Origin of the sequence: Bacillus sp. ATD (assembly GCF_050585765.1) — a bacterium.
Lineage (GTDB): Bacteria > Bacillota > Bacilli > Bacillales > Bacillaceae > Bacillus > Bacillus stercoris.
On sequence record NZ_JBOBQH010000001.1, the window covers coordinates 631,797 to 656,326 of the forward strand.

Here is a 24,530-nt window from a genome sequence, read left to right on the forward strand (position 1 = left end):
CATGGATTATCGACGTGATGACCAAAACGATCAACATCAAACAGAACCTTCACATACAGAACAGTCTAATACAGAAAACCAGAAGCTGATAGGACATTCTGAACAAGAATTGCTTGACGCGCCTGTGTCGTATGATGCGGGACGGCAGGAAACAGCTTCTGCGTTAGAAATGGAAAAGCAAGAAACGGCTGTGAAAAAAGAAAAGAAGCGGAGAGCCGCATGGCTAAGCCCGATTTTAGGCGGTATTATCGGCGGGGGCCTTATGCTTGGCATCGCGCCTTATCTGCCGTCAGACCAAAATCAGGCGACCGAGACCGCTTCTGCAAATAAACAGGTGCAGTCTGATAATTTTACTTCGACACCGATAACGAACGCTTCAAACGTCGCTGATATGGTAGAGGATTTAGAGCCGACGATTGTCGGAATTTCAAATATCCAAACCTCTCAAAATAACACATTCGGCACGGGCGGCGGCTCCAGCTCAGAAAGTGAAAGCGGAACCGGGTCAGGTGTTATTTTCAAAAAAGACAGCAATAAAGCGTATATCATTACAAACAACCATGTCGTTGAAGGCGCGAACAAGCTGACTGTTACGCTATACAACGGAGAAACGGAAACTGCCAAGCTTGTCGGCAGCGATGCCATTACTGATTTGGCGGTTTTGGAAATCAGCGGAAAGAACGTCAAAAAAGTGGCGAGCTTTGGTGATTCTTCACAGCTGCGCACGGGCGAAAAGGTAATCGCTATAGGCAACCCGCTCGGACAGCAGTTTTCCGGTACGGTGACACAAGGCATCATTAGCGGGCTGAACCGGACAATTGATGTGGATACAACACAGGGCACGGTGGAAATGAACGTGCTGCAAACTGATGCAGCGATCAATCCGGGGAACAGCGGTGGTCCGTTAATTAATGCAAGCGGCCAGGTCATCGGCATCAACAGCTTGAAGGTGAGCGAAAGCGGTGTGGAATCACTCGGATTTGCGATCCCAAGCAATGATGTCGAGCCGATTGTTGACCAGCTACTGAAAAATGGAAAAGTGGATCGTCCGTTTTTGGGCGTGCAAATGATTGACATGGCGCAAGTTCCTGAAACCTATCAGGAAAATACGCTCGGCTTGTTTGGGGATCAATTAGGCAAAGGTGTTTATGTAAAAGAAGTTCAAGCGAATTCACCTGCGGCAAAAGCAGGCATAAAATCTGAGGATGTTATTGTCAAACTAAACGGCAAAGACGTGGAAAGCAGCGCGGATATCCGCCAGATCCTTTACAAAGACTTAAAAGTCGGAGATCAAACAACAATCCAAGTGCTGCGAAATGGAAAAACGAAAACGTTGAACGTGACACTGACGAAGCAGACAGAAAGCAGCTCAAGCTAAGAAGAAAACAAAAAGCTGAACCCAATTAAGGTTCAGCTTTTTTGCTATCCTAAATAAGAGGAAAGCATCCACACTTGTTTTTCAACTTCTTCAATTAATCCGACAAATAAGTCCGCTGTCGCATTGTCTTGATTTTCTTCAGCCAGGCCGATCACGAATTTAGATTCGCTGCTGATTTGTTTGTAGTCGTTAACCAATGCTTGTACCATTTCTGAGGCTGATGTTTCGTTTCCGCCGTCTGTGATAGATGCATGCTCAGCGTATTCTTTCACTGTGGCAACAGGCTGCCCGCCGATCGCCAGCAGGCGCTCAGCGATGGTATCGACTGTTTCAGCCGCATGGTCATAAAGTTCTTCAAATTTCTCATGCAATGTAAAGAAATGAGGTCCTTTCACATACCAATGGAAACGGTGGAGCTTAGAGTATAAAAGAAACCAGTTTGATAATTGTGTGTTCATTGAATTCTCAACTAATGTTTGATTTGTTTTTGCGTTTTCAGTTTTCATAAGATAACGTCCTCCTTGTGATCTGTTAACTTAATTATATCATATACTAAATAAAAATCAATACTAAATTATAATAATTGTAATTTAGATCAGCTGAATAGTTTTTTCTTCAGAATAGATTCCCACGCAGACCAAGGAAAAAGCGATCGGAACAGCAGGGTAAGCTTGATGCCTTTTCCAATCGGGTATCGCAATTTTTTTAAATGCTTTGTTGTTGCCAATTGATAAATGAGGTCGGCAACCTCTTGGGGATCTCCGCTTTCTTCTCCATTTTTTTCAACGTACGAAAGGATCTTTTTATAGTATTGGTGATAGGCTGAATCGTCAGCAGGCTCCGACATAAAATTTGATAATGAGGTTGACCAGATCGATGTCTTGTATGAGCCTGGCTCGATCAAAGCGGTTTCGATACCGAACGGAAGCAGCTCGATACGCAGGCTTTCAGAAAAACCTTCCAATGCATGCTTGGAAGCTACATAGGGCGAGAGCGCAGGGAACCCGGTCAGTCCGCTGATGCTGCTCACGTTTATAATCTTTGCGCCGCCATGTTTTCTTATGTAAGGCAGCACGGTTTTTGTCACATGGATCACTCCGAAGACGTTCGTTTCAAATTGTTGTCTGAAATGTTCCATCGGCACATCCTCGATAAATCCTCCATAAGCCGTTCCAGCATTGTTGACGAGTAGGTCGATCGGGGCGTAAGCACTAATGGCTTTTCCGAATGAGATTATAGATTGTTCATCGGTGACATCAAGAGCCGTAATGAGAATGGAATCAGACACATTGTGTGCTGCAGCCAATTCCCGAAGCTGTTCCGCTTTTTCAGGCTGTCTTGATGTGGCAATCACGAAAAACGATTGGGCGAGCCTTACAGCTGCAAGCAAACCAAAGCCGCTTGATGCTCCTGTTACGATTGCTATTTTTTTATTCATCCTAACCCTCCTATTAAACTGCTACAGCTATTGTACTATCCTGAACAGGAAATGACGCCTATAAAAGAAATTTTTATACAATAATTCAGAATTGTTCTATAATAGAACGAAAGAAGGAAAGGGGTTTTGTATTATGGCGCTGCAAGGGGTAGACCAAAGATGGGATCTTGATTCATTTTTTAAGGGCGGAAGCCAATCAGAAGAATTCAAAGGGTATATTGAGAAGCTGTCACAAAGTCTGCGTGCATTTCAAGACATGACTGATGCGTTTCAGGTGCCTGCATCGTCTGAAGAGGCTGATGAGCTGGCCGCGTTGCTAGATTTATTCGAACAGACATCCGTCAAGCTTCAGCAGGCCGGCGCTTTCGTTGCTTGCCTTCAGGCCCAGAATATCAATGATCAAAAGGCTATAGAGCATCAGTCGCTTATGAATCGGCTTTACGCGGATTTTCAATCGTCGCTCGTTACATTAGATCATAAACTTGTGGACGTAGATCAAGACGTGTGGAATGAATTGCTAACAAAACCGGGATTACGCGATATATCTTACATATTAAATGAAAGAAGACAGAGGGTTGCCGAAAAGCTTAGCCCAGGTAAAGAAAAACTGATCGGAAACCTTGCGGTGGATGGATATCACGCTTGGAGTGACTTATACAATATGGTAGTCGGGAAAATGACGATCCCGTATGAGGAAAACGGTGAAAACAAGCAATTGTCTGTCGGTCAGGCGGAGAATATGATGGACCATCAAGACCGAGCTGTCAGAAAAGCAGTTTATGAACGTTTCCATCAAGCATGGGAAAGCAAGCAGGATCTTTTCAGCAGCACGCTGAATCATTTGGCGGGATTCCGGCTTGAAACCTATAAGGCGCGCGGCTGGGAGAATGTCCTGAAGGAACCGCTGCAGATCAACAGGATGAAAAAAGAAACACTTGATACGATGTGGCAGGTCATCACTGAAAACAAGCAGCCGTTCGTTCAGTTTTTGAACCGGAAAGCATCCATGCTCGGTCTTGAAAAGCTTAGCTGGTACGATGTTGAGGCGCCGATCGGTTCTGACGGAAAGGCCTATTCATATGATGAAGCCGCGAATATTATTACCAGCCAGTTTTCAACGTTTGGCAAAAAGCTGTCCTCATTCACTGAAAAAGCGTTTCGGGACGGCTGGATTGAGGCTGAAGACAGGAGTGGAAAAAGAGTCGGCGGCTTTTGCACCAGTTTTCCTGACAGCGGGGAATCCCGGATTTTCATGACATTTTCGGGCAGCGCCTCAAATGTCTCTACTCTTGCGCATGAACTCGGGCACGCGTTCCATCAGGAAGCAATGCTCGACGTCAGGCCGTTAAACCGTTCCTACGCTATGAACGTTGCGGAAACGGCTTCAACGTTTGCAGAGATGATAGTCGCGGACGCGACTGTCCAGCAGGCCGAGACGAGGGAAGAAAAGCTTGTTCTTCTGGAGGATAAAGTGCAAAGAAGCGTTGCGTTCTTCATGAACATTCACGCGAGATTTTTATTCGAAACGAGATTCTACGAGGAACGAAAGCGGGGAGTGGTACCAGCCGGCCGCTTGAATGAACTGATGGAAGAGGCACAAAGAGAGGCTTACTGTAATGCGTTAGGAGAGTATCATCCGCTTTTTTGGGCATCAAAGCTTCACTTTCACATCACGAGGGTGCCGTTTTACAATTTCCCTTATACATTCGGCTACCTGTTTTCTCTTGGTATTTACGCGTTGGCGCTTGAAGAAAAAGACACATTCGAAGAGAAGTATATGGCGCTATTGCGTGATACGGCTTCTATGACCGTGGAGGATTTGGCGATGAAGCATTTGGGTGCTGACATCACGAAGCGCGATTTCTGGGAGAATGCCATCAAGCTGGCTGTGCGTGACGCCGAAACCTTTTTGCAAATGACCGAATCTTAAAGAAAAAGCCGTGGCGTTAAATGCCACGGCTTTTTCAATTCTTCTCTGAATGAGGATTTCATTCTCTGGATATACCTAAAACAAATGGAATCCTACAGGGGGGAAACATATGCATTTGATCAGAGCAGCCGGGGCTGTATGTCTCGCAGTGGTTCTGATTGCGGGCTGCCGTCTTCATGAAGACCAGCAGCAGGCAGAAGGAGAAAATACAGCCGTCACCCAGATGAAGTCCGTTCCCTACAGCAATTTTTCGCTTCGTGTAAGCTACGGGGATGGTGAGCATAATCGTTATGAAGGAATTTATACAAAGAACGGGACTCAGGAAAAAGCGGAAATACAAGATAAGCTCTCCGGTGTCAATCAGGAGGGAGAAGAAGCATTGGATGAGATGAAAATGATTTTGAGCGAGCTTTCCGTGACAGACCAAATGGCTGAAACAGAAGTGATACACAGTGTGCTGGCAGCATTTAATCTGGACAGTCATTATGATCATATCGATTTAAAACTAAAGCTGAAGGACGGCTCCATCAGAGAAATCAAGAAATAATCATGTGATAAATAAACCATAAACGCCAATTATGTCCAAAAAACTAATTGAAAATGATTTTCAAAGTCAGTGTTTTCTGCTACAATGAGGGATATATGACCATATCAAATGGCTGAATATCGGAATCACTTGCATTGATGACAATTGACTGAAAAGCATGTATATAGAAAACGTGCAATACATAGTGCTGCTAAAAAGCCAGCAAAAAGGAGCGGTTATGGGTATGAGTGCAATTTCTACAGAAACGCTGAGCTTAGGATACGGGGATGCCGTTATTATTGATGAGTTGAATTTAACAATTCCCAAAGGTGAAATTACCGTATTTATTGGCAGCAATGGCTGCGGAAAATCGACACTTTTACGTTCATTAGCGCGCCTGATGAAGCCGAGAGGCGGTTCTGTGCTGCTGGAAGGAAGAGCCATTGCCAAGCTTCCGACGAAGGAAGTCGCAAAAGAGCTCGCAATTCTGCCCCAAGGTCCTTCGGCTCCAGAGGGGCTGACGGTGCACCAGCTGGTGAAGCAAGGAAGATATCCTTACCAAAACTGGTTGAAGCAGTGGTCAAAAGAGGATGAGGAAGCAGTTGAGAGAGCGCTTAAAGCAACAAAGCTTGAGGACATGGCTGACCGTGCCGTTGATTCTTTGTCTGGCGGACAGCGCCAGCGGGCTTGGATCGCGATGACGCTTGCCCAGGAAACGGATATCATCCTTCTAGACGAGCCGACGACGTATTTAGACATGACACATCAAATTGAAATTCTTGATTTGCTGTTTGAGCTGAATGAAAAGGAAGAGCGGACGATTGTTATGGTTCTCCATGACTTAAACCTGGCATGCCGCTATGCGCATCATCTTGTGGCCATAAAAGATAAACAGATTTATGCAGAAGGCCGTCCGGAAGAGGTTATCACTTGTGACCTTGTGCAAAATGTGTTTTCTATGAACTGTCAGGTTACACAGGACCCGCTGTTCGGAACGCCTCTTTGCATTCCTCATGGCAGGGGCAGATGCATTGTTCAGGAAGCGGCTTTCACATCACATGGATAAATAACGCCAGCGAAGGAGCTTTCAATTGAGAAAGCTCCTTGCTGTTTTTTCGAAAGGAAGATGGAAAATGGAACAAAAACTTCAGGAACAGCTGGATGGATTGCTGGAAAAGTATACGGAACTTCTGCTTGGTGAAACAAACGACGAGCTAAAAGAAGAAGTGAAGCAATGGATTTTGTACACGCATATAGCCAAGAGCATGCCTCCGCTCGCTAAGCATTGGAATGCGACATATCCCGAGGCAAAGCAGGGCATTAAAAATGTCATTCAGCATATTAAAGAATTAAATGAAGCGCATAGAAACAAACAATAGCCAAAAAGCAGTCTGCTCATCATAGCAGGCTGCTTTTTTGTGATTCATCCGTTTTGCCTGGTGCAAAGGAATCCATAAAGGTCCGCAGCGCGCTGCTGATAAACGAATCTTTTCGAACAATAAATTCTGTTTTCATCTGTCTGAGTGTTTCAGGCAGCGGGTACAATTGAATCGATCCTTCTGCCTCATGCTTCTGCACAACCGTTCTCGGCAGCAACGAGATGCCAAGACCTGCTGTAACCCCGCCGATAATTGCTTCAAGCGTACCAAATTCCATAATGACCGGCTGTGTGACACCGACGGAGCGCAGCCATTTTTCAAGTGTTTCTCGATACGAGCAGCCTGTGCTGTATACGAGAATCGGCTTTGTGATGGCTTCTTCAACATCGGACACAGAGGCAGCCGAAACAACTACTGGTTCTTCCTCGAATGCCGGATAGGATTCGAGCTCAGGATGATTGCATTCGCATCCGATAAACGCGCCGTCCAATTCATAACGAAGAACCTTATCAAGGAGAAATTGCGTATGTCCTGTTGTTAAAGACAGCTGGACGTTTGGATGTTCTTCATAATAAGATGCCAGAAGCTTTGGAAGCCTTACCGCGGCAGTTGTCTGAGTGGAGCCGATCATAAGCGGCCCGCTTGGTTCTGCGGAGGATGAGAGCGCTTTAGACGCTTCATCAAGAAGGCCGATAATTTTATTTGCGTAGTCCAGCAGCAGCTTTCCGCTTGCAGAAAGTGTCATGCCCCGATTATGGCGCAAAAACAGCGTCGTACCCAGTTCAGCTTCCAATTGTTGAATTCTGGCCGTGACATTCGATTGCACATAGCCAAGCTGCAGGGCCGCTTTCGTAATGGTCCCTTCACGGGCTACCATTTGAAACACACGTAAATCTCCGCTCTCCATTTTGAACTCCTCCGTTTATTTGATATCAATCTGAATGATATCAAGTATCTTTAACAATCATTATACGTAACATCAAAGCTGGATTACAATGGAATCAGAAATATATTTTAGTCAACAGCAAGGAGTGGCGGCAATGAATGTCATGAACAAAATAGCTCTCGTAACGGGGGGCGGCACAGGAATCGGAAAAGCAGCCAGTATGGAATTGGCAAAGCGCGGGGCGATTGTTGCGGTGAATTATTCACGTTCGCAATCAGAAGCGGAGGGAACAGTGGAAATGATTCAAAAAGCTGGCGGGCAAGCCTTCGCCATCCAAGCAGATGTATCCAGAAACAGCGAAGTGCAGGATATGATTCAAGCAATCGTGAACACACACGGCACGGTTGATATTTTAGTCAACAATGCCAGCATTACACGGCATATTCCAATGGATGATCTTGAGGCTGCGACAGAAGACATATGGGATGAGCTGTATGCCGTCAATGTGAAAGGAATGTTTTTCTGCGCGCGGGCAGTGGTTCCGTTCATGAAGAAAAGCAAGGCCGGAGCGATCGTAAACGTCGGCAGCATCGCAGGGTTAACCGGTGCGGGCTCATCTATGCCTTACGCAGTATCAAAATCGGCGGTGCACGGTTTAACGAAATCATTGGCCCACGCCTTAGCGCCTGACATCAGAGTGAGCGGTGTAGCACCAGGAGCTGTGGCAACGAGATGGTGGGCTGGTCGGGAAGAAAAAATGAAAAGCATGATCGGCTCTTTGCCGCTGCAGTATATTGCTGAACCGGATGATGTTGCCAAATTGATTTGTTCACTAGTTGAACAGGAATCACTCACAGGCCAAATCATCACAATTGACAGCGGACAGACGCTGTAAAGAGAGGGAAGCAGGGAGATGCCATTTGTACAGATTCATTTACGGACGGGAAGAAGCGAAGCGTGGCTTCAAAAACTAAGCAGGGCCATCCACCAATCGATGATTGAAGAAATCAATGTGCCGGAAGATGACTATTTTCAAGTCATCAGGCAATATGAAAAAGGCGAATTTTTCTATGATCCATTTTATCTCCAAGTTGAGCGTACTGATGAACTGATATACATTCATTTTACACTGAAACACTCAAGAACAACTGAACAGAAAAAAGCGCTTTACCGCTCAATCGCAAGCCGGATTCATTCCGAGCTTGGCGTAAGAAAAGAAGATGTGTTTATCATGCTGGCCGGAAATCAGGATGAGGATTGGTCTTTCGGAAATGGAAGGGCCCAGATGATTGAATAAAAAAACCCCGCGGTTTGATACCCGCGGGGTGCTCTATTAATGGGAAGGTGATTCAACGGCTTTTGCCGCTTTCTCTTTCACTTGTTCTCCCGTTTTCTTATTTGATAGTTTGATAGGTTTTAAGAACAATGTAAATACGGCTCCGACTGCGATAAAAATTAGGCCTGTATAAAACACGCTGTGGAGTGAATCCATCAACGATGTTTTTAAAATCGGCACAATATGGGATGAGAAAGCCGCAGGGATTTGTTTGACTGCGTCCGGACTGAACAGTGATTGCAGCAGCCCTTGCGGATTTGTATCAATCATACCCTTTAGCTGGGCGGCAAACGAGCTTGCCTGTGCCGGAAGAGAGTCTAAATACGGCACCAATTTATCTGTTAATAAATTCCCTGATCTCGCATTCATTACGGCTCCCAGCATGGTAATGCCGAATGTTCCGCCGATAGAACGGAAGAATTGGCTGGATGAGGTGACAACGCCAAGCTCCTCTTTCGAAAAGCTTTCCTGTAAAGCCAATGTCAGAATCGGCATAACAAGACCCATTCCAAGGCCAATAATCGCCATATATGATGTAGCGACAAGCTTGCTCGTGTCAAGATCCAATGTCGTTAACAGCAGGAATCCGCCGGCCATAACCAGCATGCCTGTAATGATTTGCGGTTTAATTCCGATTTTGTACACAAGCTGGCCGCCGATAATACTTGTGATAATCATAGAGATCATCATCGGTGTCATAATTGTACCCGATTCAGACGCACTTACACCGACAATTCCTTGCATAAAGAAAGGAACAAACGTAATGGCGCCAAACATACCGATACTCATAAAGAAGCCGATCAAGTTTAGAAAGGTAAATGTTCTGTTTTTAAATAAATACATTGGCAGGATTGGCTCTTTTGCTTTTGATTCTACGATAATAAAGCTGACAATGCCGATCAGTGCGAGAGCGAACAAACCAAGAATCTGCCATGAATCCCATGCGTAATCTTTCCCGCCAAAGCTTAAGGCGAGCAAGAGGCTGACAACACCGACAATCATCGTGAAAATACCAGCGATGTCGAAGTTGATCGGACCAGTCTGCTGGCGTCCCTGTAATCCTCTTGCAATGAAAATAACCGCAATAATTCCGACTGGCAGGTTAATATAGAAAACCCATTTCCAGTTTAACGAGTCTACAATCCAGCCGCCGATTTGCGGCCCAATTACTGAAGCAAGCCCGTAAATCGCGCCAAAGACCCCTTGGAATTTAGCACGCTGTTTTCCTGTGAACAAGTCACCGATAACAATCATCGCCATCGGCATCATGATGCCTCCGCCAATTCCCTGCAGTCCACGGAAGATAATCAATTCTGTCATGTTGTTGGCCATTCCGCATAAAGCAGAAGCGGCCATAAAAATAATCAAACCTGATACATAGACAATGCGGCGTCCCAATAAATCAGCCAGCTTGCCGGCAATTGGAACAATGGTTGTTGATGTTAACAAATATGCAGTTGTCAGCCAGGTCATCATGCTCAAACCGCCCAGATCACCGACAATTTTCGGCATGGCCGTTCCGACAATGGTACCGTCAAGGGCTGAAAAAAACATGGCAATAATTAAGCCTGTTATTAATAGCGTCCGTTTGGATTGTTTGCCTTCTTTACTCATTTTCATCCGTTTCCTCTTTTCATGTTTTGCTTTTCATCCGTTTCCGCTGCTGCCTGTGCGAGCTTTGCTGTAATATGCGCCGCCTGAAGCATCTCCTCCTCCGTCAAAAAGGAAAGATAGCGCGCCATAATGGCCTTTCTGCCTGCCAAAATCTCCTCGAACTTTCTGTCTCCTTCATCAGTAAGACTGAGATCAATCACTCGCCTGTCTTTTGTATTGTGTGTTCTGGCGATAAGATTTTTTTGTTCAAGGCGATCTGCCATTAACGTCACCGCGCTTGGCTTCACCTCCATACGCTCGGCAATTTCAGAAATTTTGAGGCTGCCGTGTTTCTTTAGGCTGGCCAGCACAAACAGCTGCGCTGGGGTGACACCTTGTTTCTCCATGCTTTCCAGCATCTCAGGCTGTATCTTTTGAAAGAGCGCCTGAAGCGATAATTGGATATCGGACATTAACTGATCCGCACTCTTCATATTCAATTCCCCTCTGTTACATACACTGTATATATATTTTGATGACAAAATAGTTAATGCTTATTAAATATAAATAAGCGTAAATGAAAAGTCAACTGATTTTACACAAAAAAAAGGATAGATGTCCGAAAGAACATCGTATCCTTTTTCTAATATTGTTACTGCTGATAAGGAGACTGCTGCTGAATGGTCTGCTGGAATTTTTGATAGGATTGCTGCAGCTTTTGGGCATCCTCCGCTTCAACAGAATACCATCCATATTGGAACATGAGGTCATACAGTTTTCTTTGCGCTTTTTGTGACTCATCAAAAATGGATTGAATATCCTGATAAAGAGACTCGTGGCTGAATTCGTGCAAGGCTGTGCAATAAGCTGTTGTCATGTATTTTTCGGTTGTCAGCAGTTCGTTGACGAAATCTCTGTCATTCATTTCCGATGTTGTCGGTACAGGTGTCTGAGGGTTGCTGATTTTTTGATTTTGTTGATTCATTCTGACGCCTCCTTATTGGATGTAGCCGGACTGCTGCTGCCCTGGCTGCAGGTGCTTTAATATTCTTTGATAGTGATCATGATGCATGTGTCCGACGCGATCGAGTTCTTGCTTTAACGTTTGATCCTGGCACTGCTGCGCCATGAAATGCGCTTTTTTCATCGCGAGCAAATTCCAGTTCAGCATGTCATTGAGATACAAATGATCCTTTGTTGAAATAACGGAAGGCGGCATTTGAGATTGCTGCTGATTGTCCATTGTGATCCTCCTTTGATTTCAGTTCATTTTATAGTTTCCTTCAGACTGGGAGTTGTATACAGGTGTTTTGAAGATGATGGCGGGAGGGAGTCGGATGTTGAGACATGTGTTTTTATTTTTATCTCAAAATAAAACGCTTACCAAGTTCGCAAAAGCATATGGAAAGAGGCTTGGAGCACGAAGATTTGTCGCAGGGGATACGATTGAATCGGCAGTTAAGACCGTCAAAAGGCTAAACAGATCCGGTTTGTGTGCAACAATTGATTATTTAGGCGAGTATGCAGCTTCGGAAAAAGAAGCGAACCAGGTCGCAGAGGAATGCAAGAAAGCCATTCAAGCCATTGCCGAACATCAATTGGAGTCGGAGCTTTCACTTAAACTCACCTCAATTGGGCTCGATCTTTCAGAAGAACTTGCTCTTACTCATTTGCGCGCCATTCTTTCCGTTGCGAAGCAATATAATGTTGCTGTGACCATTGATATGGAAGACTATTCTCATTATGAACAGACACTTTCTATTTACAGGCAATGCAAACAGGAATTTGAGAAGCTTGGCACGGTCATTCAGGCGTATCTGTACAGGGCGGCAGAAGATATTAGAAAGATGCGTGACGTAAAGCCGAATCTCAGACTTGTGAAAGGCGCTTATAAAGAATCTGCGGCTGTAGCGTTTCCTGACAAAAAAGGAACAGACCTACATTTTCAGAGCTTAATAAAGCTGCAGCTATTAAGCGGGAACTACACGGCTGTCGCCACACATGACGATGACATTATTGCATTTACGAAACAGCTCGTCGACGAACATCAAATCCCCGCATCGCAATTTGAGTTTCAAATGCTATACGGCATCAGGCCAGAGCGTCAGAAGGAACTCGCGAAAGAAGGCTACAGAATGCGTGTGTATGTCCCATATGGAACAGACTGGTTCAGCTACTTTATGAGAAGAATTGCCGAACGGCCCGCCAATGCAGCATTTGTGTTAAAAGGAATTCTGAAAAAGTAAAAGCAGCCGCGGGAAGCAGCTGCATTATGATTGTTCCATGTTATGTTTTTTATACTGTTGATTTTGACTTGTCCGTTTTCCGCCGCCGTAATGCTGAGTCGGACCGGCATCTCCCTTTACGCTCGCCGCGCTGACTGCCGCAGAAGACGGATTTTTTTTCTCTCGCACCATTCCCTTCACCTCCGGGCTTAAGTTACCCGTCTTTTATAGGCTTCATACAAAAAAATAACAAATTAGCTATTGAAGTCGAACCGGAAATCTTTTAAGATGAAAGAAGAAACGGGTTTCATTTTTTTTGGTCAAAAAATGAATGACTATTCATTCAATGTTCAAGGGGGATATCTCATGCACAAACACATTCGGAAGGCAGCCGTTTTAGGATCGGGGGTAATGGGCTCCGGGATTGCGGCGCATTTGGCTAACATCGGAATTCCTGTCCTGCTGCTAGATATTGTGCCGAACGATTTGACAAAGGAAGAGGAAAAAAAGGGGCTGACGAAGGACAGTCCGGAGGTGCGCAGCAGGTTTAGCCGGCAGGCGGTGAAAAAACTGCTGAAACAAAAGCCCGCTCCCCTCACATCAGCGAAAAATACCTCCTATATTACACCGGGCAATCTGGAGGATGATGCAGAAAAACTGAAAGAAGCAGATTGGATTATTGAGGTCGTTGTCGAAAACCTTGAAGTCAAAAAGAAAATTTTCGCTCTTGTGGATGAACATCGAAAGACTGGAAGCATCGTCTCAAGCAACACATCCGGCATATCAGTGCAGGAAATGGCTGAAGGCCGGTCGGATGATTTTAAAGCCCATTTTCTTGGAACGCATTTTTTTAATCCCGCACGCTATTTAAAGCTGCTGGAGATCATTCCGATTAAGGAAACGGATCCAGATGTTTTAAAGTTTATGACAGCTTTCGGAGAAAATGTCCTCGGTAAAGGCGTTGTTACAGCAAAGGACACACCGAACTTTATCGCAAACCGCATCGGAACATTCGGGCTTCTTGTGACAGTCCAAGAAATGCTGAAAGGCGGCTATCAGGTTGGAGAGGTTGATTCGATCACAGGTCCGCTGATCGGCAGGCCGAAAAGCGCCACCTTCAGAACGCTTGATGTTGTCGGCCTCGATACATTCGCCCACGTTGCCCGAAATGTGTATGACAAAGCCGATGGCGATGAGAAAGAAGTGTTTCGCCTTCCAAGCTTCATGAACGATATGCTGGAAAAAGGGTGGATCGGAAGTAAGGCCGGCCAAGGCTTTTATAAAAAAGAAGGAAAAATTATTTATGAGCTTGACCCAGTGACGCTTACTTATGGCGAGCGGACAAAAATGAAAACACCGGCACTTGAAGCGGCAAAACAGGCAAAAGGGACAAAGGCCAAAATGAAAGCGCTTATTTATTCGGATGACAGGGCCGGCCGATTGCTGTGGAATATCACTTCTCAAACCCTGCTTTACTCAGCCGAGCTGCTCGGTGAGATTGCCGATGATATTCATGCGATTGACCAAGCCATGAAGTGGGGATTCGGCTGGGAACTGGGGCCTTTTGAAATGTGGGACGCCATCGGCCTCAAGCAGTCAGCGGAAAAGCTTGAGCAGCTTGGAGCAGATATGCCTGGCTGGATAAAAGAGATGCTGGACAAAGGAAATGAAACCTTCTACATCAAAGAGAACGGAACGGTATTTTATTATGACCGCGGCGAATACAGAGCCGTGAAAGAAAACAAAAAACGAATTCATTTACAAGCACTTAAAGAAACAAAAGGCGTGATTGCGAAAAACAGCGGAGCAAGCTTAATTGACCTTGGAGATGATGTGGCCCTTCTTGAATTTCATTCGAAAAGCAATGCGATCGGCCTCGATATCATTCAAATGATCCACAAAGGATTAGAGGAAACAGAACGGAATTACAAGGGCCTTGTCATCGGCAACCAAGGAAAAAATTTCTGTGTCGGCGCAAATCTCGCCATGATCTTAATGGAAGTCCAAGATGACAACTTTTTGGAAGTTGATTTTGTGATACGCCGTTTTCAGGAGACGATGATAAAGATCAAATACAGTGCGAAACCGGTCGTCGCCGCGCCATTTGGCATGACGCTCGGCGGAGGAACGGAAGTATGCCTGCCTGCGGCTCGCACTCAAGCAGCAAGCGAAGCCTATATGGGACTTGTAGAATCCGGTGTCGGCCTCATCCCTGGCGGAGGGGGAAACAAAGAGCTGTACATCAATCATCTTCGCCGCGGCCATGATCCGATGAATGCGGCAATGAAAACATTTGAAACAATTGCGATGGCGAAAGTGTCCGCTTCCGCCCAAGAGGCTCGTGAGATGAACATTTTAAAAGAAACGGACCACATCAGCGTGAATCAAGACCACCTGCTGTACGATGCGAAGCAGCTGGCCGCATCCTTATACGATACCGGCTGGCGGCCGCCTGTAAAAGAAAAGGTCAAGGTGCCGGGAGAAACTGGTTATGCAGCACTCTTGCTTGGCGCTGAGCAGATGAAACTGTCTGGCTATATATCTGAGCATGATTTCAAGATTGCGAAAAAACTCGCTTATGTCATTGCGGGCGGAAAAGTGCCGTTCGGTACAGAGGTTGATGAAGAGTATTTATTGGAGATCGAAAGAGAAGCGTTTTTGAGTTTGGCGGGAGAGGCAAAATCTCAAGCGAGAATGCAGCATATGCTTGTGAAAGGTAAACCTTTACGGAATTAGGAGGGAGCTTATGAAAGAGGCAGTCATTGTATCAGGTGCAAGAACACCGGTTGGGAAAGCAAAAAAAGGATCGTTGGCCACCGTTCGCCCGGATGATTTGGGAGCGATTTGCGTAAAAGAAACGCTGAAACGGGCAGGCGGCTACGAAGGCAATATTGATGACTTGATTATCGGCTGTGCAACACCTGAAGCGGAACAGGGGCTTAATATGGCGAGAAATATCGGGGCGCTCGCGGGACTGCCATACACGGTTCCGGCGATTACAGTCAACCGGTATTGTTCATCCGGCCTTCAGTCTATTGCATATGCGGCAGAAAAAATTATGCTCGGCGCCTATGATACAGCGATTGCTGGCGGAGCAGAATCCATGTCACAGGTGCCGATGATGGGGCATGTCACCCGGCCGAACCTTGCTTTGGCAGAACAGGCACCGGAATATTATATGAGCATGGGACATACAGCCGAGCAGGTCGCGAAAAAATACGGCGTCTCCCGTGAGGATCAAGATGCGTTTGCCGTTCGCAGCCATCAAAACGCCGCTAAAGCCCTTGCAGAAGGGAAATTTAAAGATGAGATTGTACCTGTCGAAGTGACGGTGACAGAAATCGGAGAAAACCATAAGCCGCAGGAAAAACAATTCGTGTTTTCTCAGGATGAAGGCGTTCGCCCGCAAACGACTGCAGACATCTTAGCGACATTGCGCCCGGCTTTTTCCGTTGACGGAACGGTAACCGCGGGCAACTCCTCGCAGACGAGTGACGGAGCGGCGGCTGTCATGCTGATGGATCGGGAAAAAGCCGATGCTCTTGGCCTGGCCCCGCTTGTGAAATTCCGCTCCTTTGCAGTAGGCGGCGTGCCGCCGGAAGTCATGGGAATCGGGCCGGTTGAAGCAATTCCGCGCGCTTTGAAGCTTGCCGGCCTTCAGCTGCAGGACATCGGCTTGTTTGAATTGAACGAAGCTTTTGCCTCACAGGCCATTCAAGTGATCAGAGAATTGGGAATTGATGAAGAAAAAGTGAATGTCAACGGGGGCGCAATCGCGCTTGGGCACCCGCTTGGCTGTACGGGCACAAAGCTTACACTCTCACTCATCCATGAAATGAAACGGAGAAACGAGCAATTTGGAGTCGTGACCATGTGTATCGGCGGCGGGATGGGAGCGGCCGGTGTATTTGAATTATGCTAAAGGGGGAAAAACAAATGGCAAAAAAAACGGCTGACGTACTAAAAGGCGGCGGATTCTTAATCGAGGATGTCACATACGATCAAATGTATACACCGGAGGATTTCACTGACGAGCATAAAATGATTGCGAAAACAACAGAGGATTATATCGAGCAAGATGTTCTCCCTCATATAGATGACATTGAAAACCATCAATTTGAGCATTCTGTCAGACTGTTGAAGAAAGCGGGCCAACTAGGGCTGCTTGGCGCCGATGTGCCGGAAGAATACGGCGGGCTCGGCCTAGATAAGATCAGCTCGGCGCTCATCACTGAGAAATTTTCTCGTGCGGGAAGCTTTTCTCTTTCCTATGGCGCGCATGTCGGCATCGGTTCCTTGCCGATCGTCTTTTTCGGATCAGAAGAACAAAAGAAAAAATATTTGCCTGGCCTCGCTTCAGGCGAAAAGATCGCGGCTTATGCTCTGACTGAGCCTGGCTCTGGGTCTGATGCACTTGGAGCAAAAACAACAGCCGTGCTGAACGAAGCAGGAACGCATTATGTATTAACCGGGGAAAAACAGTGGATTACCAACTCTGCTTTTGCCGATGTTTTTGTGGTTTACGCTAAAGTGGATGGCGACAAGTTTTCAGCCTTTATTGTAGAAAAAGAGTTCCCGGGTGTCTCCACGGGACCGGAAGAAAAGAAAATGGGGATCAAAGGATCATCGACGAGGACCCTCATTTTGGATCAAGCTGAAGTGCCGAAGGAAAACCTGCTCGGAGAAATCGGCAAAGGGCATGTCATCGCCTTTAATATATTAAACATTGGCCGCTACAAACTGGCGGTTGGCACAATCGGCGCATCTAAACGGGTCATCGAGCTGTCTGCGGCATACGCAAATCAGCGCCGCCAATTTAAAACACCGATTGCAGGCTTCTCATTGACACAGGAAAAAATCGGGACAATGGCCTCAAGGCTGTATGCGATGGAAAGCTCTGTATACAGAACCGTCGGGCTGTTTGAAGACAATATGAGCCAGTTCACGGCCGAAGATCTCAAGGACGGCCGGCAAATCGCCAAGTCAATTGCGGAATACGCCATCGAATGCTCTCTGAATAAGGTGTTTGGCTCTGAAACGCTTGATTATATTGTTGATGAAGGCGTTCAGATTCATGGAGGCTACGGCTTTATGCAGGAGTACGAAGTAGAAAGAGCCTATAGGGATTCAAGGATCAATCGAATTTTTGAAGGCACAAACGAAATCAATCGATTAATCGTGCCAAGCACTTTCCTGAAAAAAGCGCTAAAAGGCGAGCTGCCTCTATTTGAAAAAGCGCAATCGCTGCAGGAAGAACTCATGATGCTTATGCCTGAAGAGCCTGGAAGCGGCGTCTTAGAGCAGGAGAAATATATTGTCAAGCAAGCGAAAAAAATTGCGTTGTTTGCTGCCGGCCTAGCTGCGCAAAAATACGGAAAAGCCATCGATCGTGAGCAAGAAATTCTCGTGAACGTCGCGGATATCGTCAGCAATGTATACGCAATGGAATCGGCCGTGCTCAGAACGGAAAAGGCCATTGCAGCACAAGGCGCTGAAAAAGCTGCGCAAAAGGTGCTGTACACAGAAATTTTCGTTCAAGAAGCCTTTAACGAAATTGAAGCGCATGCGAAGGAATCCCTTATCGCAATGGAAGAAGGAGACTCACTCCGCATGATGCTTTCCGCTCTGCGAAAGCTGACACGCGTAACGCCTAAAAACGTGATTCAGAAAAAGCGCGAGGCGGCGGCAGGCATTTTTGAGGCTGAGAAATATATTGTCTGATTGGCCATGAGCTCCGCATGCGCGGAGCTCTTTTTTAAGAAGCACTGTTTTAGGTTTTTAAAACAAACTGTGTTAAAATAACCTCGATTATTTTATTGAGGGGGAAGAAGATGTCGTTAACTTTTTACTGGTACCCTAAATGCGGAACGTGCCGCAAAGCAAAGAAGTGGCTTGAAGAGCATGGGAAAGAAATAAACGAAATACATATTGCTGAGCAGCCGCCAAGCAAAGAAGAATTAAAAGCGCTTTATGAAAAAAGCGGGCTGGATCTCAAGAAATTTTTCAACACGAGCGGCATGAAATACCGCGAGCTCAATCTCAAGGAAAAGCTGTATCACATGTCAGAGGACGAACAGCTCGAACTGCTGGCTTCAGACGGAATGCTGATCAAACGCCCGCTTACAACAGACGGCGAAAAAGTGACTGTCGGATTTAAAGAAGACCAATTTGAAGAAAACTGGGCTTAATGTAAATTTTTTTTGAAAAGTGTGGTATCTTCTTATTGTAGTGCTGTAAAAAATGGAGGGATTCAATTGAGCATACCAAAAGATTTGCGTTACTCAGGAGAACACGAATGGGTAAAAGTTGAAGGAGAAAAAGCCAGAATCGGAATTACGCATTTTGCCCAGTCCGAGCTAGGCGACATCGTGTTTGTCGAACTTCCTGAAGTAGGCGCTGAAATCAAAGCGGACGAGCCATTCGGCAGTGTTGAATCCGTTAAAACGGTATCTGAGCTTTATGCGCCGATTAACGGAACTGTTGTGGAAGTAAACGAAGATCTTGATGACAGTCCGGAATTCGTCAACGAATCTCCGTACGAAAAAGCATGGATGATCGTCGTTGAGCCGACTGACGCTTCTGAAATTGAAAAACTGATGACAGCAGAGCAATACGAAGAGATGACACAAGAAGACTAAAACAGGATAGCCGTAAAAGCAATTGGACACGCTAACGTTATGGGAGGTGTCCAATATGGCTTTCGACAAACAAAAGCTCGATGTCACCAACGACGTGACAGGCCGCTTTCAAAATGGCCGGCTCTCGTTATATCATGATAATGAGATGATCGGCCAAATGACAAGCATGAATGAATATGAGCTTAAGTCCGGTTATTCCTTTGAAAATGAGAAGTTTTATAAGACAGCCGATGTGGTCTCTGGTGACGACGCAAAATATGTAGATTGTGACTACGAAAACGGCTGGTGTTAAATGTTGGCGGTGAATTTCACTGCCTTCTTTTACAATCTGAACGTTTCAAATTTGACGCGGCAGGTGAAGAAGATGGATGAGCTGGAAAAGGTTATGATTGTCGAGGGGAAATCAGATAAAGAGAAAATCGAAAGCGTCCTGAATGAACCGGTGCGCATTATCTGCACAAACGGAACAATCAGCCAGCTGAAGCTTGAGGAATTGGCTGACGAGCTTTATGATAAAGACGTCTATATATTAGTTGATGCTGATGAATCAGGCGAGAAATTGAGAAAACAGCTGAAGCGTGAATTTAATGAAGCCTGCCATCTCCATATCGACAGAGCCTATAAGGAAGTAGCGGCTGCGCCCAGGCACCATGTCGCCTCTGTCTTGCTGCGTGCGAATCTGAATGTCCATACTATTTTTCTTGAAAGAAAGTCCCGAGGTGTATAGCATGAAAGAACTCCAAGAACACGAACTTGATCACATTGAAGATGATGTGTACCTTCTATATTTATATACTCCGTTTTGCGGCACCTGCCAGCTTGCAAGCAAAATGCTGACAGTGGTGAAAGAAATGCTGCCTGATGTCGCCTTCTATCAAAACAATGTCAATTACTCTCCGACATTTGCAAAAGCATATCAAATTGAAAGTGTCCCTTGTTTTCTGCTGTTTAAAGGCGGAAAGGTGGTCGAAAGAGGATATGCGTTTCATTCCGTTTCTTATTTATATGAGCTGATCAAACAAAAATCATCTTCCGCATCCCAATTATGACATATTTCTCAGCATATCCAACGAAATTGTCGTTCGTTTTATAAAGGGGTTCTTGCGACAGAGAGAGAAATGTGTATGTATGACCAACAAATAGGAGGTTGTACATATGGAGAAAGCGGAAGTTTTAGAAGATGAGTATCAGCATCTGTTTTTAAAACCCCTTTTGAATGCCTCAACATTGCTCATTACCTTTCAAGGAGAAGCAGAAGCCTTAACCGTCTCAATAAACGAACAGGGAGAAATGAAAAAAGTTTCTCCGCCCCAAACGTCCAACCTGACCTTTTACGGAAACCAAACGGAAATTATTGATTTATTGCACGGAGATATTTCCCTTCAGCACTTGATTCAGAGCGGAAGCCTCAAAGTAAAGGGGTCATTCAGGGCCCTGTTAAAGCTAGAAGCCATTCTCTGGCTGACAAATGGATTTTTTCAGAGGATTTCAAAGAATTGAAAAATAATAAATTATTATAATAGTAAAAGTTGTCATCATTTATTTTATTGACATTTAATCATTCGCCGTGCTATTCTACATTAAGAATTTCCGGACGAAAAAGACTATATATTTCTCTTATCAAGAGAGGTGGAGGGAAGTGCCCTATGAAGCCCGGCAACCATCAACACTGTTGAAATGGTGCCAATTCACACGAAGCGTTCAGCTTTGAAAGATGAGAGAAAGGCATTTTATATAAGCCTTTCTGCTCAAGTGTGCAGAAAGGCTTTTCTTTTGCAGAAAAAACCGGAAGATTTCTTAGAATAGTGTTAAGGCAGGTGATTGCTTTGATCAATCTTCACGATGTTTCAAAAGTTTACAAGTCGAAACATGGAGATGTCAATGCTGTCCAAAATGTCTCGCTTTCCATTAAAAAAGGTGAGATTTTTGGAATTATAGGATATAGCGGAGCTGGTAAGAGTTCCTTAATCCGTCTGCTGAACGGCCTTGAGAAACCAACCTCAGGAACCGTGGAAGTGGCGGGAACCAAGATTAATGAAGTAAATGGACGCGGTTTAAGAAAAGCACGCCATGAGATCAGTATGATTTTCCAGCATTTCAATTTGCTTTGGTCGCGGACTGTCAGAGATAATATCATGTTTCCTTTAGAAATTGCCGGGGTGAAAAAGAGCGAGCGGATCAAGCGCGCCAATGAACTGATTAAACTGGTAGGTTTAGAAGGAAAAGAAAAATCATATCCGTCCCAGCTGAGCGGCGGTCAGAAGCAGCGTGTCGGAATTGCCAGAGCGCTTGCAAACAATCCGAAGGTTCTTCTTTGTGACGAAGCGACATCAGCATTAGATCCGCAAACGACAGATTCAATTCTGGATCTATTGTCCGATATTAATGAAAGACTCGGTTTGACGATTGTGCTGATTACGCACGAAATGCATGTCATCCGCAAAATCTGCAACAGAGTCGCCGTCATGGAAAACGGTAAGGTGGTCGAAGAAGGCGAGGTTCTCGACGTCTTCAAAAATCCAAAGGAACAAATGACAAAACGATTTGTTCAACAGGTGACAGAGCCAGAAGAAACGAAAGAAACGCTTCAGCACCTTCTTGATGATACAGCATCAGGAAAAATGGTTCAGCTCACATTTGTCGGTGAGTCAGCTGAACAGCCTCTGATTACAGAGATGATCAGAAACTTCAATGTCAGCGTCAATATTCTGCAAGGGAAAATTTCGCAGACGAAGGATGGAGCTTACGGTTCACTGTTCATCCACATTGACGGAGACGAGGAAGAAGTGCAAAACGTGATCCGGTTCATTAATGACAAACAGGTGAAAGCAGAGGTGATCACGAATGTTTGAAAAATACTTCCCGAACGTCGATTTAACTGAATTATGGAACGCGACATATGAAACACTTTATATGACGCTGATTTCTTTACTGTTTGCTTTTGTCATCGGGGTCATCCTCGGCTTGCTGCTCTTTCTGACGAGCAAAGGAAGCCTCTGGCAGAATAAAGCGGTCAACTCTGTGATTGCTGCCGTTGTTAACATATTCAGATCGATTCCGTTCCTTATTTTAATTATTTTACTATTAGGGTTTACGAAGTTTTTAGTCGGCACGATCTTAGGGCCAAACGCTGCATTGCCGGCGCTGGTCATCGGCTCGGCACCGTTTTACGCACGTCTTGTTGAAATCGCGCTGCGTGAGGTGGATAAAGGTGTGATTGAAGCTGCTAAATCAATGGGCGCGAAAACGTCTACGATCATTTTCAAAGTGCTGATTCCGGAATCAATGCCGGCTCTTATTTCTGGAATTACGGTTACAGCCATCGCTTTGATCGGCTCAACGGCAATTGCCGGAGCCATTGGTTCAGGAGGCCTTGGAAACCTTGCGTACGTAGAAGGATATCAGTCTAATAACGCTGATGTTACCTTCGTTGCTACTGTGTTTATTTTAATCATCGTATTTATTATTCAAATCATCGGTGATTTAATAACAAATATTATAGACAAACGATAAGGGAGGATTTACATTGAAAAAGCTATTTTTAGGTGCATTACTGCTTGTATTTGCAGGAGTTATGGCTGCCTGCGGTTCGAATAACGGCGCTGAATCCGGCAAGAAAGAAATTGTCGTTGCAGCAACGAAAACACCGCATGCGGAAATTTTAAAAGAAGCTGAACCATTGCTGAAAGAAAAAGGCTATACGCTGAAAGTGAAAGTGCTTAGTGATTACAAAATGTACAATAAAGCTTTAGCTGATAAAGAAGTGGACGCGAACTACTTCCAGCACATTCCTTACCTTGAGCAAGAAATGAAAGAAAACACAGATTACAAACTTGTGAATGCCGGCGCTGTTCACTTAGAGCCATTTGGTATTTACTCTAAAACATACAAATCACTGAAAGACCTTCCAGACGGTGCGACAATCATCCTGACAAACAACGTTGCTGAACAAGGCCGTATGCTTGCAATGCTTGAAAACGCTGGATTAATCACTCTTGATTCTAAAGTGGAAACCGTTGACGCAACATTGAAAGACATTAAGAAAAACCCGAAAAACCTTGAATTTAAAAAAGTAGCGCCTGAATTAACGGCAAAAGCATATGAAAACAAAGAAGGAGACGCGGTCTTCATCAATGTAAACTATGCGATCCAAAATAAATTAAATCCTAAAAAAGATGCAATTGAAGTAGAATCAACGAAAAACAACCCATATGCTAACATCGTCGCAGTGAGAAAAGGCGAAGAAGATTCTGCAAAAATCAAAGCGCTGATGGAAGTTCTTCACTCTAAAAAGATCAAAGACTTCATCGAGAAAAAATACGACGGAGCTGTGCTTCCTGTATCTGAATAAGTCTGAAACCCCGGATGAGAAATCCGGGGTTTTTTCGCGTATTTTCCTAAAAGCTGCTCATAATAAAAAGGAATGTTAAACAGATGGAGGGATTTTCTTTGAATCAAGACAGAGGAAGCATGCAGGACGCGCTAAAACAATATAAACATGGTTTAGGCACATTTGAACAAAAGATGCCGCTGATGGGAAGGAAATTTAACGAGTTTACTGAACAGTGCTTTGCCGGGAATTCTCTGACTGAAAGAGAAAAACAGCTGATCGCCCTCGGAATCGCCATCAATGCCCAGGACGAATATTGCATGATCTATCATACAAAAGGCTGTCTTGATCAGGGAGCGACAGAAGAAAACATTCTCGAAGCCGTCAGTGTGGCAGCGGCATTTGGAGGCGGCGCAGCCTTCAGTCAAGGCGTGACAGTTGTCCAGCAGTGCATTGAGGAATTCGGAAACACCACGCATTAAGAGAAGGAATATTTCGAAAAACCATTCTCATTTGTTCTGAATGGATGCTTTCGTCTCATCTGCCGCTATTTCAAGCCATATCCTTTTTGCGGCATCAAACGCAGCACTGATACAATAGAAAGCAAATATATGAAGGGATTGATTCATTATTTGCAGCAGCCAGGACAGACTGAACCTCGATTATACGTCAGAAATGGAAAAAGCGATGCAGCTGTCACACGGAATTGGATACGAGGAATACGGACGCCGGCTGGAAACAAGAATGAAAGTAGAGCGGCAGAGAGAGCTTGATTATCAAAAAAGCAAGCGTATTTCTGCAGGAGCTTATTGAGAAAATCAATCTTTTAAAAAAGGGTGGGAATCCACTCTTTTTCTTTTTCAATCGCTTT

Annotated in this window: 30 protein-coding genes and 1 riboswitch; of the genes, 22 read left to right on the forward strand and 8 right to left on the reverse strand. The window is 45.1% G+C overall.

The genetic code is table 11. The features are described 5' to 3' along the window. Position 1 precedes the first annotated feature (1 nt). Positions 2 to 1,378, forward strand: coding sequence for a serine protease Do-like protein HtrB (htrB, locus tag ACQXR1_RS03155; protein WP_040081867.1), 1,377 nt, complete (start codon positions 2 to 4; stop codon positions 1,376 to 1,378). A gap of 44 nt (positions 1,379 to 1,422) precedes the next feature. Here the strand turns inward: htrB and mrgA are convergent, their stop codons facing one another. Continuing rightward, positions 1,423 to 1,884 carry a metalloregulation DNA-binding stress protein MgrA gene (gene mrgA, locus ACQXR1_RS03160; protein WP_014665328.1) on the reverse strand — a complete coding sequence of 154 codons (462 nt, stop codon included), beginning with the start codon at positions 1,882 to 1,884 and terminating at the stop codon, positions 1,423 to 1,425. Between the two features lie 89 nt (positions 1,885 to 1,973). Further along, positions 1,974 to 2,816 carry an oxidoreductase gene (locus ACQXR1_RS03165; protein WP_430771712.1) on the reverse strand — a complete coding sequence of 281 codons (843 nt, stop codon included), beginning with the start codon at positions 2,814 to 2,816 and terminating at the stop codon, positions 1,974 to 1,976. Positions 2,817 to 2,949: 133 nt separating this feature from the next. Here ACQXR1_RS03165 and ACQXR1_RS03170 point away from each other — a divergent pair, with 133 nt between their 5' ends. From ACQXR1_RS03170 to ACQXR1_RS03185, 4 genes are all read left to right on the forward strand, one after another. Then, the gene (locus ACQXR1_RS03170; protein WP_430771713.1) at positions 2,950 to 4,746 is read left to right on the forward strand and encodes a M3 family oligoendopeptidase; all 1,797 of its coding nucleotides are present in this window, start codon (positions 2,950 to 2,952) and stop codon (positions 4,744 to 4,746) included. Positions 4,747 to 4,855: 109 nt separating this feature from the next. Beyond that, positions 4,856 to 5,293: a YusW family protein gene (locus ACQXR1_RS03175; protein ID WP_430771714.1), complete on the forward strand. Its 438-nt coding sequence runs from the start codon at positions 4,856 to 4,858 to the stop codon at positions 5,291 to 5,293. A 217-nt stretch (positions 5,294 to 5,510) separates the two neighbouring features. Continuing rightward, entirely contained in the window at positions 5,511 to 6,338 is an 828-nt protein-coding gene (locus ACQXR1_RS03180; protein WP_079288351.1) for an ABC transporter ATP-binding protein, read from the forward strand. Between the two features lie 25 nt (positions 6,339 to 6,363). After that, entirely contained in the window at positions 6,364 to 6,651 is a 288-nt protein-coding gene (locus tag ACQXR1_RS03185; RefSeq protein WP_306289507.1) for a YusU family protein, read from the forward strand. A gap of 19 nt (positions 6,652 to 6,670) precedes the next feature. Here the strand turns inward: ACQXR1_RS03185 and ACQXR1_RS03190 are convergent, their stop codons facing one another. Further along, on the reverse strand, positions 6,671 to 7,558 hold the full coding sequence (locus ACQXR1_RS03190) for a LysR family transcriptional regulator (protein WP_205440348.1): 888 nt from the start codon (positions 7,556 to 7,558) through the stop codon (positions 6,671 to 6,673). A 133-nt stretch (positions 7,559 to 7,691) separates the two neighbouring features. Here ACQXR1_RS03190 and ACQXR1_RS03195 point away from each other — a divergent pair, with 133 nt between their 5' ends. Beyond that, positions 7,692 to 8,432, forward strand: a complete 741-nt coding sequence (locus ACQXR1_RS03195; protein WP_251198834.1) for an SDR family NAD(P)-dependent oxidoreductase — start codon at positions 7,692 to 7,694, stop codon at positions 8,430 to 8,432. 18 nt (positions 8,433 to 8,450) lie between these two features. Next, positions 8,451 to 8,834: a tautomerase family protein gene (locus ACQXR1_RS03200; protein ID WP_040081881.1), complete on the forward strand. Its 384-nt coding sequence runs from the start codon at positions 8,451 to 8,453 to the stop codon at positions 8,832 to 8,834. A gap of 36 nt (positions 8,835 to 8,870) precedes the next feature. On the opposite strand, the gene mdtP is transcribed toward ACQXR1_RS03200, so the two are convergent. From mdtP to ACQXR1_RS03220, 4 genes are all read right to left on the reverse strand, one after another. After that, positions 8,871 to 10,493, reverse strand: a complete 1,623-nt coding sequence (mdtP, locus tag ACQXR1_RS03205) for a multidrug efflux MFS transporter MdtP (protein WP_080478275.1) — start codon at positions 10,491 to 10,493, stop codon at positions 8,871 to 8,873. Next, a complete protein-coding gene (gene mdtR, locus ACQXR1_RS03210; protein ID WP_014665318.1) occupies positions 10,490 to 10,960 on the reverse strand; it encodes a MarR family transcriptional regulator MdtR in 471 nt (156 codons plus the stop codon). The genes mdtP and mdtR overlap by 4 nt, the downstream gene beginning before the upstream one ends. A 158-nt stretch (positions 10,961 to 11,118) precedes the next feature. Beyond that, a complete protein-coding gene (locus ACQXR1_RS03215) occupies positions 11,119 to 11,451 on the reverse strand; it encodes a spore coat protein (protein ID WP_003222766.1) in 333 nt (110 codons plus the stop codon). Positions 11,452 to 11,463: 12 nt separating this feature from the next. Further along, positions 11,464 to 11,709: a hypothetical protein gene (locus ACQXR1_RS03220; protein ID WP_003228567.1), complete on the reverse strand. Its 246-nt coding sequence runs from the start codon at positions 11,707 to 11,709 to the stop codon at positions 11,464 to 11,466. Positions 11,710 to 11,803: 94 nt separating this feature from the next. Here ACQXR1_RS03220 and ACQXR1_RS03225 point away from each other — a divergent pair, with 94 nt between their 5' ends. Continuing rightward, a complete protein-coding gene (locus ACQXR1_RS03225) occupies positions 11,804 to 12,712 on the forward strand; it encodes a proline dehydrogenase family protein (protein ID WP_040081884.1) in 909 nt (302 codons plus the stop codon). A gap of 24 nt (positions 12,713 to 12,736) precedes the next feature. On the opposite strand, the gene ACQXR1_RS03230 is transcribed toward ACQXR1_RS03225, so the two are convergent. Further along, positions 12,737 to 12,883 (reverse strand): YuzL family protein, encoded by a 147-nt coding sequence (locus ACQXR1_RS03230; RefSeq protein ID WP_003240817.1) that lies wholly within the window; start codon positions 12,881 to 12,883, stop codon positions 12,737 to 12,739. Positions 12,884 to 13,057: 174 nt separating this feature from the next. Between ACQXR1_RS03230 and ACQXR1_RS03235 the strand changes: the two genes are divergently transcribed. The 14 genes from ACQXR1_RS03235 to ACQXR1_RS03300 all read left to right on the forward strand — a co-directional run bounded on the left by ACQXR1_RS03235 (position 13,058) and on the right by ACQXR1_RS03300 (position 24,472). Beyond that, positions 13,058 to 15,427: a 3-hydroxyacyl-CoA dehydrogenase NAD-binding domain-containing protein gene (locus tag ACQXR1_RS03235; protein ID WP_430771715.1), complete on the forward strand. Its 2,370-nt coding sequence runs from the start codon at positions 13,058 to 13,060 to the stop codon at positions 15,425 to 15,427. Between the two features lie 10 nt (positions 15,428 to 15,437). Continuing rightward, entirely contained in the window at positions 15,438 to 16,613 is a 1,176-nt protein-coding gene (locus tag ACQXR1_RS03240; protein ID WP_069150277.1) for an acetyl-CoA C-acetyltransferase, read from the forward strand. A 14-nt stretch (positions 16,614 to 16,627) separates the two neighbouring features. Further along, positions 16,628 to 18,412: an acyl-CoA dehydrogenase FadE gene (gene fadE / locus ACQXR1_RS03245; RefSeq protein WP_227099380.1), complete on the forward strand. Its 1,785-nt coding sequence runs from the start codon at positions 16,628 to 16,630 to the stop codon at positions 18,410 to 18,412. A gap of 110 nt (positions 18,413 to 18,522) precedes the next feature. After that, positions 18,523 to 18,879 carry an arsenate reductase family protein gene (locus ACQXR1_RS03250; RefSeq protein ID WP_003222779.1) on the forward strand — a complete coding sequence of 119 codons (357 nt, stop codon included), beginning with the start codon at positions 18,523 to 18,525 and terminating at the stop codon, positions 18,877 to 18,879. A 66-nt stretch (positions 18,880 to 18,945) separates the two neighbouring features. Beyond that, on the forward strand, positions 18,946 to 19,329 hold the full coding sequence (gene gcvH, locus ACQXR1_RS03255) for a glycine cleavage system protein GcvH (RefSeq protein ID WP_014665312.1): 384 nt from the start codon (positions 18,946 to 18,948) through the stop codon (positions 19,327 to 19,329). A gap of 55 nt (positions 19,330 to 19,384) precedes the next feature. Beyond that, positions 19,385 to 19,621: a YusG family protein gene (locus ACQXR1_RS03260; protein ID WP_003228581.1), complete on the forward strand. Its 237-nt coding sequence runs from the start codon at positions 19,385 to 19,387 to the stop codon at positions 19,619 to 19,621. A 72-nt stretch (positions 19,622 to 19,693) separates the two neighbouring features. Beyond that, positions 19,694 to 20,056, forward strand: coding sequence for a toprim domain-containing protein (locus ACQXR1_RS03265; protein WP_041521423.1), 363 nt, complete (start codon positions 19,694 to 19,696; stop codon positions 20,054 to 20,056). Position 20,057: 1 nt separating this feature from the next. Then, on the forward strand, positions 20,058 to 20,378 hold the full coding sequence (locus tag ACQXR1_RS03270; protein WP_040081889.1) for a thioredoxin family protein: 321 nt from the start codon (positions 20,058 to 20,060) through the stop codon (positions 20,376 to 20,378). Between the two features lie 106 nt (positions 20,379 to 20,484). Continuing rightward, positions 20,485 to 20,829: an SCP2 sterol-binding domain-containing protein gene (locus tag ACQXR1_RS03275; protein WP_014665309.1), complete on the forward strand. Its 345-nt coding sequence runs from the start codon at positions 20,485 to 20,487 to the stop codon at positions 20,827 to 20,829. Positions 20,830 to 20,943: 114 nt separating this feature from the next. After that, positions 20,944 to 21,050, forward strand: a riboswitch (SAM riboswitch). Positions 21,051 to 21,155: 105 nt separating this feature from the next. Then, positions 21,156 to 22,181, forward strand: coding sequence for a methionine ABC transporter ATP-binding protein MetN (gene metN / locus ACQXR1_RS03280; protein WP_430771716.1), 1,026 nt, complete (start codon positions 21,156 to 21,158; stop codon positions 22,179 to 22,181). Continuing rightward, positions 22,174 to 22,842 carry a methionine ABC transporter permease MetP gene (gene metP, locus ACQXR1_RS03285; protein WP_003228593.1) on the forward strand — a complete coding sequence of 223 codons (669 nt, stop codon included), beginning with the start codon at positions 22,174 to 22,176 and terminating at the stop codon, positions 22,840 to 22,842. The genes metN and metP overlap by 8 nt, the downstream gene beginning before the upstream one ends. Positions 22,843 to 22,855: 13 nt before the next feature. After that, complete coding sequence (metQ, locus tag ACQXR1_RS03290; protein WP_014665307.1) at positions 22,856 to 23,680, forward strand: methionine ABC transporter substrate-binding lipoprotein MetQ; 825 nt, start codon at positions 22,856 to 22,858, stop codon at positions 23,678 to 23,680. An 83-nt stretch (positions 23,681 to 23,763) separates the two neighbouring features. Next, positions 23,764 to 24,141 carry a carboxymuconolactone decarboxylase family protein gene (locus tag ACQXR1_RS03295; RefSeq protein WP_014477920.1) on the forward strand — a complete coding sequence of 126 codons (378 nt, stop codon included), beginning with the start codon at positions 23,764 to 23,766 and terminating at the stop codon, positions 24,139 to 24,141. Positions 24,142 to 24,334: 193 nt separating this feature from the next. Continuing rightward, positions 24,335 to 24,472, forward strand: a complete 138-nt coding sequence (locus ACQXR1_RS03300) for a hypothetical protein (RefSeq protein WP_014665305.1) — start codon at positions 24,335 to 24,337, stop codon at positions 24,470 to 24,472. Positions 24,473 to 24,530: the final 58 nt, after the last annotated feature.

Excerpts from the sequence above, each read along its gene's own strand:
- mdtP (WP_080478275.1), bottom strand. The coding sequence starts at position 10,493 with ATGAAAATGAGTAAAGAAGGCAAACAATCCAAACGGACGCTATTAATA.
- ACQXR1_RS03275 (WP_014665309.1), top strand. The coding sequence starts at position 20,485 with ATGGAGAAAGCGGAAGTTTTAGAAGATGAGTATCAGCATCTGTTTTTA.
- ACQXR1_RS03195 (WP_251198834.1), top strand. The coding sequence starts at position 7,692 with ATGAATGTCATGAACAAAATAGCTCTCGTAACGGGGGGCGGCACAGGA.
- ACQXR1_RS03180 (WP_079288351.1), top strand. The coding sequence starts at position 5,511 with ATGGGTATGAGTGCAATTTCTACAGAAACGCTGAGCTTAGGATACGGG.
- ACQXR1_RS03165 (WP_430771712.1), bottom strand. The coding sequence starts at position 2,816 with ATGAATAAAAAAATAGCAATCGTAACAGGAGCATCAAGCGGCTTTGGT.
- ACQXR1_RS03190 (WP_205440348.1), bottom strand. The coding sequence starts at position 7,558 with ATGGAGAGCGGAGATTTACGTGTGTTTCAAATGGTAGCCCGTGAAGGG.
- ACQXR1_RS03230 (WP_003240817.1), bottom strand. The coding sequence starts at position 12,883 with ATGGTGCGAGAGAAAAAAAATCCGTCTTCTGCGGCAGTCAGCGCGGCG.
- ACQXR1_RS03225 (WP_040081884.1), top strand. The coding sequence starts at position 11,804 with ATGTTGAGACATGTGTTTTTATTTTTATCTCAAAATAAAACGCTTACC.
- ACQXR1_RS03240 (WP_069150277.1), top strand. The coding sequence starts at position 15,438 with ATGAAAGAGGCAGTCATTGTATCAGGTGCAAGAACACCGGTTGGGAAA.
- ACQXR1_RS03235 (WP_430771715.1), top strand. The coding sequence starts at position 13,058 with ATGCACAAACACATTCGGAAGGCAGCCGTTTTAGGATCGGGGGTAATG.
- ACQXR1_RS03300 (WP_014665305.1), top strand. The coding sequence starts at position 24,335 with ATGGAAAAAGCGATGCAGCTGTCACACGGAATTGGATACGAGGAATAC.
- mdtR (WP_014665318.1), bottom strand. The coding sequence starts at position 10,960 with ATGAAGAGTGCGGATCAGTTAATGTCCGATATCCAATTATCGCTTCAG.
- ACQXR1_RS03215 (WP_003222766.1), bottom strand. The coding sequence starts at position 11,451 with ATGAATCAACAAAATCAAAAAATCAGCAACCCTCAGACACCTGTACCG.
- ACQXR1_RS03295 (WP_014477920.1), top strand. The coding sequence starts at position 23,764 with ATGGAGGGATTTTCTTTGAATCAAGACAGAGGAAGCATGCAGGACGCG.
- mrgA (WP_014665328.1), bottom strand. The coding sequence starts at position 1,884 with ATGAAAACTGAAAACGCAAAAACAAATCAAACATTAGTTGAGAATTCA.
- ACQXR1_RS03265 (WP_041521423.1), top strand. The coding sequence starts at position 19,694 with ATGGATGAGCTGGAAAAGGTTATGATTGTCGAGGGGAAATCAGATAAA.
- metP (WP_003228593.1), top strand. The coding sequence starts at position 22,174 with ATGTTTGAAAAATACTTCCCGAACGTCGATTTAACTGAATTATGGAAC.
- ACQXR1_RS03250 (WP_003222779.1), top strand. The coding sequence starts at position 18,523 with ATGTCGTTAACTTTTTACTGGTACCCTAAATGCGGAACGTGCCGCAAA.
- fadE (WP_227099380.1), top strand. The coding sequence starts at position 16,628 with ATGGCAAAAAAAACGGCTGACGTACTAAAAGGCGGCGGATTCTTAATC.
- ACQXR1_RS03260 (WP_003228581.1), top strand. The coding sequence starts at position 19,385 with ATGGCTTTCGACAAACAAAAGCTCGATGTCACCAACGACGTGACAGGC.
- ACQXR1_RS03200 (WP_040081881.1), top strand. The coding sequence starts at position 8,451 with ATGCCATTTGTACAGATTCATTTACGGACGGGAAGAAGCGAAGCGTGG.
- ACQXR1_RS03170 (WP_430771713.1), top strand. The coding sequence starts at position 2,950 with ATGGCGCTGCAAGGGGTAGACCAAAGATGGGATCTTGATTCATTTTTT.
- ACQXR1_RS03270 (WP_040081889.1), top strand. The coding sequence starts at position 20,058 with ATGAAAGAACTCCAAGAACACGAACTTGATCACATTGAAGATGATGTG.
- htrB (WP_040081867.1), top strand. The coding sequence starts at position 2 with ATGGATTATCGACGTGATGACCAAAACGATCAACATCAAACAGAACCT.
- ACQXR1_RS03220 (WP_003228567.1), bottom strand. The coding sequence starts at position 11,709 with ATGGACAATCAGCAGCAATCTCAAATGCCGCCTTCCGTTATTTCAACA.
- ACQXR1_RS03175 (WP_430771714.1), top strand. The coding sequence starts at position 4,856 with ATGCATTTGATCAGAGCAGCCGGGGCTGTATGTCTCGCAGTGGTTCTG.